Source organism: Pseudomonas sp. CMR5c, from assembly GCF_003850545.1.
GTDB classification, from domain to species: domain Bacteria; phylum Pseudomonadota; class Gammaproteobacteria; order Pseudomonadales; family Pseudomonadaceae; genus Aquipseudomonas; species Aquipseudomonas piscis.
In genome coordinates, this window is sequence record NZ_CP027705.1 from 205,940 (window position 1) to 218,664 (window position 12,725).

Annotated in this window: 13 protein-coding genes and 1 tRNA gene; 8 read left to right on the forward strand and 6 right to left on the reverse strand. The window is 65.7% G+C overall.

Annotation, left to right across the window (positions count from 1 at the left end):
- Positions 1-87: 87 nt before the first annotated feature.
- A tRNA-Arg gene (locus C4K40_RS00955) sits at positions 88-164 on the reverse strand.
- 187 nt (positions 165-351) lie between these two features.
- Between C4K40_RS00955 and C4K40_RS00960 the strand changes: the two genes are divergently transcribed.
- The 8 genes from C4K40_RS00960 (at position 352) to gabT (ending at position 6,602) form a co-directional block, all read left to right on the forward strand.
- On the forward strand, positions 352-894 hold the full coding sequence (locus tag C4K40_RS00960; protein ID WP_022643481.1) for an RNA polymerase sigma factor: 543 nt from the start codon (positions 352-354) through the stop codon (positions 892-894).
- A 118-nt stretch (positions 895-1,012) separates the two neighbouring features.
- Entirely contained in the window at positions 1,013-1,240 is a 228-nt protein-coding gene (locus tag C4K40_RS00965; protein ID WP_031321382.1) for a RebB family R body protein, read from the forward strand.
- Positions 1,241-1,264: 24 nt separating this feature from the next.
- Entirely contained in the window at positions 1,265-1,897 is a 633-nt protein-coding gene (locus tag C4K40_RS00970; protein WP_053132840.1) for a hypothetical protein, read from the forward strand.
- 138 nt (positions 1,898-2,035) lie between these two features.
- Entirely contained in the window at positions 2,036-2,542 is a 507-nt protein-coding gene (locus C4K40_RS00975) for a hypothetical protein (protein ID WP_053132837.1), read from the forward strand.
- Between the two features lie 100 nt (positions 2,543-2,642).
- Positions 2,643-2,957, forward strand: a complete 315-nt coding sequence (locus C4K40_RS00980; protein ID WP_022643485.1) for a RebB family R body protein — start codon at positions 2,643-2,645, stop codon at positions 2,955-2,957.
- A 55-nt stretch (positions 2,958-3,012) separates the two neighbouring features.
- Entirely contained in the window at positions 3,013-3,327 is a 315-nt protein-coding gene (locus tag C4K40_RS00985) for a RebB family R body protein (protein ID WP_022643486.1), read from the forward strand.
- Between the two features lie 372 nt (positions 3,328-3,699).
- Positions 3,700-5,142 carry an NADP-dependent succinate-semialdehyde dehydrogenase gene (gene gabD / locus C4K40_RS00990; RefSeq protein ID WP_053132835.1) on the forward strand — a complete coding sequence of 481 codons (1,443 nt, stop codon included), beginning with the start codon at positions 3,700-3,702 and terminating at the stop codon, positions 5,140-5,142.
- A gap of 176 nt (positions 5,143-5,318) precedes the next feature.
- A complete protein-coding gene (gene gabT / locus C4K40_RS00995) occupies positions 5,319-6,602 on the forward strand; it encodes a 4-aminobutyrate--2-oxoglutarate transaminase (protein ID WP_053132832.1) in 1,284 nt (427 codons plus the stop codon).
- Positions 6,603-6,677: 75 nt separating this feature from the next.
- Here the strand turns inward: gabT and C4K40_RS01000 are convergent, their stop codons facing one another.
- Genes C4K40_RS01000 through C4K40_RS01020 form a run of 5 tightly spaced genes read right to left on the reverse strand, consistent with a single transcriptional unit; the run spans position 6,678 to position 12,703 of the window.
- Entirely contained in the window at positions 6,678-7,691 is a 1,014-nt protein-coding gene (locus C4K40_RS01000) for a PLP-dependent cysteine synthase family protein (RefSeq protein WP_053132829.1), read from the reverse strand.
- Between the two features lie 55 nt (positions 7,692-7,746).
- The gene (locus C4K40_RS01005; protein ID WP_053132825.1) at positions 7,747-8,883 is read right to left on the reverse strand and encodes an aminotransferase class I/II-fold pyridoxal phosphate-dependent enzyme; all 1,137 of its coding nucleotides are present in this window, start codon (positions 8,881-8,883) and stop codon (positions 7,747-7,749) included.
- Complete coding sequence (locus C4K40_RS01010) at positions 8,880-10,304, reverse strand: MATE family efflux transporter (protein WP_218188668.1); 1,425 nt, start codon at positions 10,302-10,304, stop codon at positions 8,880-8,882. Before C4K40_RS01010 ends, C4K40_RS01005 begins: the two co-directional genes overlap by 4 nt.
- Complete coding sequence (locus C4K40_RS01015; protein WP_053132822.1) at positions 10,301-11,299, reverse strand: ornithine cyclodeaminase; 999 nt, start codon at positions 11,297-11,299, stop codon at positions 10,301-10,303. The genes C4K40_RS01010 and C4K40_RS01015 overlap by 4 nt, the downstream gene beginning before the upstream one ends.
- A 27-nt stretch (positions 11,300-11,326) precedes the next feature.
- Positions 11,327-12,703 carry an alanine racemase gene (locus tag C4K40_RS01020; protein WP_053132819.1) on the reverse strand — a complete coding sequence of 459 codons (1,377 nt, stop codon included), beginning with the start codon at positions 12,701-12,703 and terminating at the stop codon, positions 11,327-11,329.
- Between the last annotated feature and the right edge of the window lie 22 nt (positions 12,704-12,725).

Here is a 12,725-nt window from a genome sequence, read left to right on the forward strand (position 1 = left end):
TGGCAAATTTGTGGCAAAAACGACTTTCAGGACTAGGACAGGTTTCTGTCAGAAGCGCTAACCCCTTGTGACACAAGGGAAAGAAGATGGCGCACTCGGCGGGATTCGAACCCACGACCCCTGCCTTCGGAGGGCAGTACTCTATCCAGCTGAGCTACGAGTGCAGTGCGGGCGACATCATACCTATGTCGACCCAAGGCGTCCACGCTGGTTTTCATGCGCGTGTGGTTGCCGGTTGCGATCCCCGGAAACCCCGGGGCCAACGGTAGTTTTTCCCGCTGAATCGTCCTCGCGCCTTCGCGCACCCTGCAGCCATGTCCGTGCGATCACGGGGCACAGGGAGGTGCGGGGATGAACTGTTCCATGCAAGGGGAGCTGTCGGCGGCGTTGGCGGACCATCTGTTCGAGTCCAGTTGGCGGGCGGTGCTGCCCGGTTTGCAACGCCGTGCCCGGCAGTTGGCACGAGGCAATGCCGATGGTGCCCAGGAGTGGCTGGCAGCCACGGCGATCAAGGCCTTGCTGTTCTTTCGCCGGTCGCCGGAGCGGATCCGCGACCCCCAGGGTTTCCTGTTCCTGGTCCTGGAGCATGTGTTTCTCGACAGCTGCCGGCGGCGGACCCGGGAACAGCGGTTGTTCGTCGACCTGAGCGATGTCGAGCAAGACCCCTTGCAGCAACTGGAAGCCCCGCAGATCTCGGTGCTCGAGCATGTGGAACTGCAAGAAACCCTGGCCCAGCTCAGCCGACGGGTGGCGCAGTTGCCCCTCAAGAAGCGCAGGCTGTTTGAACTAAAGTTCATCGAGGATCTGCCCTACCCGCACATCGCCGCCGAGCTGGGTATCAACCAGCCCCTGGTCCGCAAGCATGTGCAATTGCTGCGCGAGCAGCTGCGCTGAAGTTCGACGAGGATTCACAACTGGCGCGCCGGAGCGTTTTCTTTCAGTGAGCCTGTTTTCGACGCTGTAGCCGGCGCCGCCGCCCCTGCGGTGGGCCATTCCATCTAAGGAGAGATGTATGCCAGATCCAATGGTCAACTCGCAGATCACCGATGCCGTCACCCAGACCAACGTCAAGGTGGTGGCCGAGGCGCCCGCCCAGTCCATTGCCTCGCTGTACCAGGTGGCCAGCCATTCCGCGGGCTTGTCGTTGCAGAACGCGGTCAACAGCCAGCAGGCGCTGAACCAGATCTCCAACGCGGTGGTGTCCAAGGCCGTGGCCCTGATCATGGCGATCGGCGAGTAGGGCTGATGGCCCGGGAGAAGCGTCATGGCTTGGTTCAAGAAGAAAACCCCGCGTGCGGCTGAAGTCGGTGCAAACCCCGACCCCGTGATAACGCTAGAGCCGGCCCCGCAAAAGGCGCCGGACCCGGCGCCACAGCCTGAGCCGGCCCCGCAAGTGCCGCCGTCCACGGGCGGCGACAAAGTCTCGATCATGGGCATGTTGAACGATCAGTTGCTCAAGAAGGCCAACAACCCGGACACCGGCAACACCTCTGCCTTGAACAGCCAGATCGTGCAGGCGGTGCAGTTCACCAATGCCGAGGCCTTCAGCTATGCCCCGGCGCAGATCGCCGTGCCTCCGGACATGATGATCAGCCAGGCGGCCGGCCTGGTGGCGCAGTCGGCCGCCGGTTATTTCGATGGGGTCAGCAAGCTGGCCCTGGCGGCCCAGGCGGTGCTGATCAAGCAGATGACCGAAAACATCGTCAAGGAAAACGTCACGGGGGCCGCCGAGGATGCATTGGGCGTGCTGGCCACCGACTTGATGGTGGGGGCTGCGGCGGCAGTGGCTGCGGCGGCCGGGGCGATGGAAGCCGATGCCGCGGCCGGGGCCATCGATAAGATTGACGCCAGCATCGCCAAGTACGCCGACACCCTGGCCAACCGTTCGGCATCCTGAACACCGCTCCCCGGGCGTGCAAGACGTCCGGGGAGGTTGTACTTGGGCCCGCGTGGGCTCTTTTTTCATCCCGGGCGCTGAAGCCCGATCAAGCCGACTACCAAGGCTTCAGCGCCATTCATCGACAAGGAGCATGAGATGGCGAATGAAGACCTAAATGCGTTGGAAATGATCCAGCGTTTTGCCGAAGCCTACCTGAATCGCCCGCTGACCCAGGTCGAAAGCCAGGTGCTCGATGCGTTCATCCGCGACAAGCCCCTGGACTTTTCCCAGAACGCCCAGCAGAGCATCGAGCAGGCCCGCAAGCAGGCCATGGAACTGATCCGCTCCGACAGCCAGCGCACCCGCAGCATTCTCGAGCAGGTGACCAGCCCCAGGGCCAACGACAGGGCCGACCCCCAGGCCCGGGAGTTGGTGCTCTCGCAGTTGCTCGCGGCCATCGCGGCCCAGGGCCAGGCGGCGCCACCTGCGCCACCTGCGCCTGCAGGCCCAGCGGACGATCCGGCGCTCAAGGCGATGCTCAGCACCATGGTGCAGGCCGAGGTCAAGAGCGTGATCGAGAAGCAGATGGCCGAGCTCTCGCGGCAGGTCGAGCAAGCGCTCAAGCAGCTCAATGCCTCCGGCGGCAAGCCAGGGGGGCGTTGACGGCGGATCACCGGTATCCGGCCCCGTTCACAGTCCCCAGGCTGCCACGTTCACTCAATGACACGGAATGCTCCGTGTGCCAAACAAAGGAAGTTGAGCCATGCCACTCGTAAATGAACAAATCACCGATGCCGTCACCCAGACCAACGTCAAAGTCGTCGCCGAAGCGCCGGCCATGGCGATGGGCACCATCTACCAATCCATGGCCCAGGCCACCGCGATCCTGTTCCAGAACTCGGTCTCGGCGCAGCAGCAGCAAAACACCCTGGCGCAGGCCGCGACCAACCAGGGCGTGATGCAGATCTACAGCGTCGACACCACCGCCGGTGCCGCGGCTACCGAGAAGGTCGCCCAGGGCGGGGTTGCCGACAACCTCACCAGCCTGCTGACGGTGCTCAAGTCCTTCCAGTCTTGAGGGCCTGACGGTTTAGCCCCGAGTTGATTCTTCTTGCTGAAAAAATGGAGTTTTTATGAGCACAGTTAGTCCGCAAATCACCGACGCCGTGACCCAGAGCAACGTCAAGGTCGTCGCCGAGGCCCCGGCTGTTTCCATGGGTACTGTCTACCAGTCCATGGGCCAGTCCGTGGCCATCCTGTTCCAGAACTCGGTCTCGGCGCAGCAGCAGCAAAACACCCTGGCGCAAGCCGCGACCAACCAGGGCGTGATGCAGATCTACACCGTCGATACCACCGCCGGTGCGGCAACCGCCGAGAAAGTCGCCCAGGGCGGTGTGGTCGACAACCTGACCAGCCTGTTGACCGTGCTCAAGTCGCTCAACAGCTGATCGTCCCCCTGGCAACATGCCAGCGCCCCCGCTGTCTTCCGGCAGCGGGGGCGTTGTCTTTAGGGCGTGACGTTGATCCGAAAGTTTTCGCCTTGGGGACGTTTACGTTCTTTTTTTCGAACGGCCTATTGTCCTTTTACCCCCTTTGCTCCTAGGATTCGTTTGAGATTTCAAACGCTCTTGCCTGGGTGTCCAAGCGCACGTCTATCCTTGTGTGCGACATTTTTCATGCTTCGACCCAGTGAACGATTTTCCTGACGGCAGCTTTGCCTCGGATCGTTGAATGCGCTGCCGCGCTCAATGGCCGACAAGGCGCCTTTTTTACAATCACAATTTGCCCCGCGTATGCGCGGTGCTGTTAAGGAAGCCGACATGCAGCTCAAAGACGCCCAGTTGTTCCGCCAACAAGCCTATATCGATGGTGCTTGGGTGGATGCGGACAGCGGCCAGACGATCAAGGTCAACAACCCTGCCACCGGCGAAATCCTCGGCACCGTGCCGAAGATGGGCGCCGCTGAAACCCGCCGCGCCATCGAGGCCGCCGACAAGGCCCTGCCGGCCTGGCGTGCCCTGACCGCCAAGGAGCGCGCCACCAAGCTGCGCCGCTGGTATGAGCTGCTGATCGAGAACCAGGACGACCTCGGTCGCCTGATGACCCTGGAACAAGGCAAGCCACTGGCCGAGGCCAAGGGCGAGATCGTCTACGCGGCGTCCTTCATCGAGTGGTTCGCCGAAGAAGCCAAGCGCATCTACGGCGATGTGATCCCCGGCCACCAGCCCGACAAGCGCCTGATCGTGATCAAGCAGCCGATCGGCGTGACCGCGGCCATCACCCCGTGGAACTTCCCGGCGGCGATGATCACCCGCAAAGCCGGCCCGGCCCTGGCCGCTGGTTGCACCATGGTGATCAAGCCTGCTTCGCAAACTCCGTTCTCGGCCCTGGCCCTGGTCGAGCTGGCCCACCGTGCCGGCATCCCGAAAGGCGTGCTGAGCGTGGTCACCGGCAGCGCCGGCGACATTGGCGGCGAGCTGACCAGCAACCCGATCGTGCGCAAGCTGTCGTTCACCGGCTCCACCGAGATCGGTCGCCAACTGATGGCCGAATGCGCCAACGACATCAAGAAGGTGTCCCTGGAACTGGGCGGCAACGCGCCGTTCATCGTGTTCGACGACGCCGACCTGGATAAGGCGGTCGAGGGCGCGATCATTTCCAAGTACCGCAACAACGGCCAGACCTGCGTCTGCGCCAACCGCCTGTACATCCAGGATTCGGTCTACGACACCTTCGCCGAGAAGCTCAAGGCCGCCGTGGCCAAGCTGAAGATCGGCAACGGCCTGGAAGAGGGCACCACCACCGGCCCGCTGATCGACGAAAAAGCCGTGGCCAAGGTCCAGGAACACATCAAGGATGCCCTGGACAAGGGCGCCACCCTGCTGGCCGGCGGCAAGCCCATGGAAGGCAACTTCTTCGAGCCGACCATCCTGGTCAACGTGCCCAAGGGCGCGGCCGTGGCCAAGGAAGAAACCTTCGGCCCGCTGGCGCCGCTGTTCCGCTTCAAGGACGAGGCCGAAGTCATCGCCATGTCCAACGACACCGAATTCGGCCTGGCCTCCTACTTCTATGCCCGCGACCTGGGGCGCGTGTTCCGTGTGGCCGAGGCCCTGGAGTACGGCATGGTCGGGGTCAACACCGGCCTGATCTCCAACGAAGTGGCACCGTTCGGCGGCATCAAGGCTTCCGGTCTGGGTCGCGAAGGTTCCAAGTACGGGATCGAGGATTACCTGGAAATCAAATACCTCTGCCTGGGTATCTGATCCGGTTTCAAGCGCGCAGGGCACGAGAGCGCTGTCCCCGCGCGCAGCTTTAAAACCGCACTATTCAAGGTGGCCCGGGACCACGGCGGCAGTCGATCATCGCATGCTGCCGCCGTCGCCTCCCCGCCCCGCAACCCTTGAACCGCACCGCGGCCGCCGCGGTGAATGAGGACACTATGAGCAAGACCAACGCATCCCTGATGAAACGCCGTGAAGCCGCCGTACCGCGTGGCGTGGGCCAGATCCACCCGATCTTCGCCGACAGCGCGAAGAACGCCAGCGTCACTGACGTCGAAGGCCGCGAGTTCATCGATTTCGCCGGCGGTATCGCCGTGCTCAACACCGGTCACGTACACCCGAAAGTCATCGCCGCGGTGACCGAGCAACTGAACAAGCTGACCCACACCTGCTTCCAGGTCCTGGCCTACGAGCCCTACGTTGAGCTGTGCGAGAAAATCAACGCCAAGGTGCCAGGCGATTTCGCCAAGAAAACCCTGCTGGTGACCACCGGCTCCGAAGCCGTCGAGAACGCCGTGAAGATCGCCCGCGCCAGCACTGGCCGCGCCGGCGTGATTGCCTTCACCGGCGCCTACCACGGCCGCACCATGATGACCCTGGGCCTGACCGGCAAGGTCGTGCCGTACTCGGCTGGCATGGGCCTGATGCCAGGCGGCATCTTCCGTGCGCTGTACCCCAACGAACTGCACGGCGTGAGCATCGACGATTCCATCGCCAGCATCGAGCGCATCTTCAAGAACGACGCCGAGCCTCGTGACATCGCCGCGATCATCATCGAGCCAGTGCAGGGCGAAGGTGGCTTCTACGTCGCGCCGAAGGAATTCATGAAGCGCCTGCGCGCCCTGTGCGACCAGCACGGCATCCTGTTGATCGCCGACGAAGTGCAGACCGGCGCTGGCCGTACCGGCACCTTCTTCGCCATGGAGCAGATGGGCGTCGCCGCCGACCTGACCACCTTCGCCAAGTCCATCGCCGGTGGTTTCCCGCTGGCTGGCGTATGCGGCAAGGCCGAGTACATGGACTCCATCGCCCCAGGTGGCCTGGGCGGCACCTACGCCGGTAGCCCGATCGCCTGCGCCGCGGCCCTGGCCGTGATGGAAGTGTTCGAGGAAGAGCACCTGCTGGACCGCTGCAAAGCCGTGGGCGAGCGCCTGGTGACCGGCCTCAAGGCCATCCAGGCCAAGCATCCGGCAGTGATCGGTGAAGTTCGTGCCCTGGGCGCGATGATCGCGGTCGAGCTGTTCGAGAACGGCGACAGCCACAAGCCGAACGCCGCCGCCGTGGCCCAGGTTGTGGCCAAGGCCCGTGACAAGGGCCTGATCCTGCTGTCCTGCGGCACCTACGGCAACGTCCTGCGGGTGCTGGTGCCGCTGACCGCGCCGGACGCGCAACTGGACAAGGGCCTGGCCATCATCGAAGAGTGCTTCGCTGAGCTGGCGTGACCCTCGGGCCTGAAGGCCCGCTGTGCAAAAGCCGCTGGCGCCTCCTGGGCCCAGCGGCTTTTTCTTGCCGGCGACTCAGTCGCCGGCCAGCCAACCGGCCAAGCGTCGCTGGACCTCGGGGTCGAACAGTTGGTGGCGATCCATCCACTCATCGTTGAATACCGTGTCCAGGTACTTTTCCCCGCCATCGCAAACCAGGGCGACGATCACGCTGTGGGCCGGGCAATCCTGGGCTTGGCGCAGCGCGTGGTAAATCACCCCGCCGGCGGAGCCGCCCACCAGCAGGCCGTGATGGCGCGCCAGGTAGCGGGCGGTTTCGAAGGCTTCGGCATCGCTGGCTTTCAGGCCGCGATCGATCAGCGGGTAATCGATCAGTGCACCGATCTCGGCGCCTTCCGGCGTACCGGTGCCGGACTGCAGGTAGGGGCCGCCGGGGCCGCCGAAAATCACCGAGCCTACCGGCTCCACGCCCACCACCTGCACCTGCTGGTGATACGCCTTGAGCGCGCGGGCGGTGCCACACAAAGAGCCGCCGGTGCCGACCGCGCCGAACAGGTAATCCAGGCGCCCGTCGAGGGCCTCCTGCAGCTCCTGCGCCAGGGCCCGGTAGCCGTTGGCATTGGCCGGATTGTGGTGCTGCTGGGTCCAGTAGGCGCCCTGTTCCCGGGCGATGCGCTGGGCGGTGGCGTCACGGTCGGCGGTGGCCAGCCCGCCCTCCGCGCTGCCGACCCGCACCAGCTGGGCGCCGAAGGCCTGCATGCCGCGCAGCTTGTCGACGCTGGAGTGATGATCGACCACTGCGGTAAAGCGGTAGCCGCGCTCGGCGGCGATCAGCGCCAGGCCCAGGCCGGTGTTGCCGGAGGTGGACTCGACGATCTGCCCGCCCGGCAGCAACAGGCCCTGGGCTTCGGCTTCGTCGATCATCTGCCGGGCCATGCGGATTTTCGCGGTGCCGGTGGGGTTGAACTGTTCGAGCTTGAGCAGCACGCGGCTGCCGTTGGCGGTTTCATGGAGCTGGAGCAAGGGAGAAGCGCCGATCAGCTCGGAAACCTGGTGCTTGATGACGCAAGCGGATTGTCGCGAATGCATGGGGATCTCCAGGGAGTGAGCGGCCAGGCAGTGCTGCCGGACCGCGCAGGTGGATTCAGCGCAGGGTTTGTACAGCCCGTTGCAGGCCGGCGAGCAAGCGTGCGTTGTCGTCGGGCCGGCCCAGGGTCATGCGGATGCAGGTTTCATAGCCCGGCTCGCGCCAGGCCTTGATGATCATGGCTTGCTCCAGCAGGCGCCGATTGACCTCCAGGGCATCGATCCCGGTGTCGATGAACAGGAAGTGGGTGCGCGAGGGCGCGACCTGGAAACCGGCCGCGCCCAGTGCCTCGATCATCGGTGCCCGCACCTGGGCGGCGAAGGCCCGGCTGCGGGCCACATGCTGCTGGTCGCCGAGGGCCGCCAGCGCCGCCTGCTGCGCCAGTTGGTTGATGTTGTAGGGCGTGCGCACCCGATCCAGGGCGGCTACCAGACTGGCATCGCTGGCAATCCCGTAGCCCACCCGCAGTCCGGCCAGGCCATAGGCCTTGGAGAAGGTACGCAGGACGATCCAGGGCCGATGCTGGGCGCGCAGCAGGCCCAGCACCTCGGGAAAGTCCGGGTCGGCGCAGGCGTACTCGTAGTAGGCCTCGTCGATCACCAGCAGGGTGTCGCTGGCGCTCGCATCGATCAGTTGGGCCAGGGTCTGCTGGTCGAAGATGGTGCCCAGGGGGTTGGACGGGTTGCTGATCAGCAGCATCTTGCTTGGCCCGGCCAGGGCACTGCGCCAGGCGCCGAGGTTGCAGGAAAAGTCCGCATGCGGCGCGACCTTGGTTACCTGCGCCGCCATCATCAGGGGAAAGATCTCGTGCAGGCCGAAGCACGGTGACTGGGTCACGACCCGGTCGCCAGGGTCGAGAAAGGCCAGGCACAGCAGCTCCAGCAGATTCTCCGAACCGTTGCCGATGATCAGCTGGGCAGGGTCGGTATCCAGCCGCTCGCCCAAGGCCCGGCGCAACGCCAGGCAGGCAGGGTCGGGGTACAGGCCGAGGAGCTCCGGGCGATAGTCGCGCAGCACCGCGAGGGCTGCCGGCGCCACGCCCAACGGGTTCTCATTGTTGCTGAGCTTGAGCAGTGGCTGCCCGGCGCAGTGCTGCGCCACCTGCTCCGGGTCCGCTCCGGGGTCGTACAGGGGCAAGGCCTGGACGCTGGGTCGCAGCAGCTTGAGGACAGCGGCGGATCGATCGCGGGTCATGTCGGTTCCTTGGCAGCATGGATGCCGCCTGCTTGGGTTTGGCTGGGATGACGTTGGGCCAGCAGGGCCTTGATCTGGCGCTCGAACGACAGCACCAGCAGCACTGCGGTAGCAGCGAGGCCGATGGCCAGGCCGATCCAGATGCCGAAGATGCCGTGGGCGCCGAGCACGCCCAGCCCGTAGGCGGCCGGCAGGCCCACCAGCCAGTAGCCGTACAGGGACAGGCGAAAGGGCCCGGCCGTGTCGCCCAGGCCCCGCAGGATGCCGTTGCCGATGTTTTGCGCGGCATCGAAGAACTGCAGCAGCGCGGCAATCAGCAGGCCATTGACAGTCAGGCTCAGCACCTGCTGGTTGGTGGCCTGTTCGGCGGAAATGAACAGCGCCACGATCTGCTGCGCGAACAGCAGGTAGAGCAGCGCGAACAGCAGCATCAATGCGGCGCCGGCCACCAGGCCCATGTGCCCCAGCTGGCGGGCGCGGTGGTACTGGCCGGCGCCATGGGCTTCGCTGATGTGGATCGAGGCCGCGTGGGAGACCCCGGCCGAAAACATGAAGACGATGTAGATGATCTGGTTGAGTACCGTTTGTGCCGCCAGCGCTTCCATGCCCAGGGTGCCGATCAGCAGGGTCAGCACGCTGAAGAAACCGGCTTCCGAAGCGTAGGTTCCTGCAATCGGCAGGCCGAGCCGCCATACCGTGCCCAGGGTCGCCCAGGAGCAGCGCAGCTGCTTGAGGTCCAGGTACTGCGCGAGCTGGCGGTCCTTGAGCACCACCGTGAGGAACATCAGCAGCGACAGCAGGAACACCAGGCTGCTGGTCAACGCCACGCCCTTGAAGCCAAGGGCCGGCAGGCCGAGCTTGCCGAACACCAGCCCGTAGTTCAGCCCGGCGCTGAGCACGATCGATACCAGGGTAATGGCCAGCAGCGGCCCCGGGCGCTTGAGGCCGACGGTGAAATGCCGCAGGGCCTGGAACCACAGGCAGGGCAACAGGCCCGGGGCGATGACGGCGAGGAACTGCACCGTGTCCCTGGCCACCTGCGGGTCTTGCCCGAGCCAGACCAGGGGCCGCTCCAGGAGCAGCAGCACGGCGATGAACAGCACGCCACTGAGGGTCGCCCAGAACAGCCCGGCCACCAGCAGCTGGCGGATCTGTCCGTGGTCCTGGCGTGCGTTGGCCTGGGCCACCAGGTTGCTGACGCCGGTCACCAGGCCGGTGCCGGTGGTGCGCAACTGGTTGAACAGGGCCAGGGCCAGGCCACCGGCGGCGATCTCCCGCGCACCCAGGGCGCCCAGCACCACGATGTCGATGGTGGTCAGGGCGACGTGGGCCAGGTTGGTGAGGATCAGTGGGCCGGCCAGCAACAGCAGCGGCAGGAATTCCTGGCGCCACGGCGATGGGCTGCGGGAAGTCGGGCTCACCATAGCTTGACCCTCTGCCCGCGCCGGCTGGCCAGGGCCAGGTCCGCCAGGTAGCGCCCCAGGGCCACGTCGGTGACTACCATGCCGCTGTTGTAGGCGAACACGATATCCCGCTCATGGCGGCGTGCTGGGGCGTGGCCGAGGAGGATGTCCGGCAGCTGTGCGTCCATGTCCGGCAGGCTGCCGTCGGCGGCGGCCAGGTCGGCGCTGGTGACGCGCATCTGCGCGCTGTCGGTGGCGATGCGGTAGTCGGCGCCGTGCAGTACATCGGCATCGATGCCGTAGCCCACCAGCACCGCCACGGCCCCGGGCTTGAGCCAGGCTCGCTTGACCTGCTGGCGGGCGGTCAGGCCGGCGACGCCGAGGATGATGTCGGCCTGCGCAGCAGCCTGTGGCAAGTCTTCGATCACCTCGACCTCGCGCCCCGGGCAGTGTCGCCGGAGGTTCTCGCGCACCGCCTTGAGGCCGTCGGCGTAGTGGCCGTAGACCTGCAGGCGTTGCAGCCCGGGCAGGGCGGCCAGGAGCATCGGCAAGGCGATCTGCCCCTGCACGCCGCTGCCGACCACCAGTGCCGTGCGGGCGTCGGGGCAGGCAGCCCGGGCCATCAGCGCCGAGGTCGCGCTGGTGCGCATCGGCCCCAACTGGGCCACGTCCATCAAGGCGATGGGCTGTCCGCTGCGGTCGTCGCAGAGAAAGATGAAGGAGTGGAAGCGGTAGGCCTCGCGCTGGCGCTGCGGGTCATGCTCGTACACCACCTTGAAGCCCAGGGTCTGGCTGGCGCCGTCGCGTCCCACCATCGAGTAGCTGATGGAGCGCTGGTCCGCCGGCTCGACGATGGTCTTCAGCGGGTTCTGCGAGTCGCCATTGCGCAGGGCGACATAGGCCTGTTCCACCACTCTGAGTACATCTTCGTGGCGCACCCCGAGGTCTTCCAGGTCGGCCTGTGCAAGCACCCACAGTTCGCCGGGCGCGGCGTATTGCGTTGAGCTGTTCATCCTGACTCCTTGTTGACAAGCAAAACCTCACGCCAGCCCATCGAGCTTCCAGCGCAGGGTGGGGCCGTCGAGTTCGATGACGACCTTGTGGGGCAACCGGGCCTCGTGGAACGGCGACTCGTTGGAGTCCATCTGGTAGCCGGCGGTGTTGAGGTAGATCAGCAGGTCGCCGGGGCGCACCGGGTGGTCGAAACGGATCTTGCGCCAGGTCAGCATGTCGGACTCCAGGCAGGTCGAGCCGCCCACGCAGGCGAAGAAGGGGGCGGCCGGGCGCGGCTCGGTCGGTAGCAGCAAGGGTTCGGGCAGGAACTCGCTGTTGAACCACTGCTCGGAGAGGCTGAAGCTGCTGCCCTGCACGGTGACCACGGCATAACCGTCATCGCGCTCCTTGACCCCCTGGACGCGAAAGACGCTGATGCCGGCCTGGTCGAGCAGGGCCCGGCCGGGCTCGATCAGCAGTTCGATGGCGTCTCGCTCGGCCTTCTGCGCCAGGGTCATGGCTGCCTCCACCGGGGTTGCGAGAATGTCTGCCAGGGCGTCGCTGGCGGCACGTGGCGCGCCGTAGGGGTAGAAGCCGCTGAAGGTGCGGGCACCGTGGTAGTGGCTCGGCCGATCCTGCTGGCGAAAGCGAGCCCAGGCCTCGGGATTGACGTACCGCACGGCAAAGCCGCCCCCCAGGTTCACGCGCCGGCAATGTTCCAGGCCCGCCGCGCGGGTGCTCACGCAGAGGTCGAGCAAGCGATTGGCGGCCTGGACGCGCTGCTCGCTGGAGTAACCGCCGAGGTGGAAGGAAAACCCCATCAGGCGTAGCCAGCGCGGATGCTCCCGGCACAGTGCGATGGCCTGCGTGCACTGCCCAGGATCGAGGCCAAAGCGGCTCTCGGGCTGGCTCTCGGGGCGATAGCGCAGCAGTACCCGGGCTTGTTGTTCACGGCTGCGCGCCAGGTGCAGCAGGCGTTGCAACTCACTGGGCGAATCAATGGCCAACAGGCATTGGTGACTCAGGCACAGTTGCAGCAGGCGATCACTTTTCTCCGGGCCGGAGACCCCGATGGCGTGGCCCGGTACGCCGCCGCCCAGGGCCTTTTCCAGCTCGCCGACGCTGGCCACATCGACGCCGATGCCCTCTTGGCTGCAAGCCTGGATCAGGCAGTCGGCCTTGTTGGCCTTTTTCGCGAATAGCAGCGAGCCCCGGGCCGGCGCCTGTTCGAAAGCGCGCCGGAACCGGCGGATGTTCTCCACGAACACCTGCGGCAGCATCAGGTGCAGGGGCGAACCCAGGCCCTGCACCAGCTCGCGCAGGGTTGCCGGGTGCTGGCGCAGCAAGTCGTCGACGTGGGTGTGTCGCAGGCTGGTCAGCGGGGCGGAGGGTTGGGGAGCGTTGGCGCGGGACGGCAGGTGCATGACAGGCGTTTCATCCTTGGCA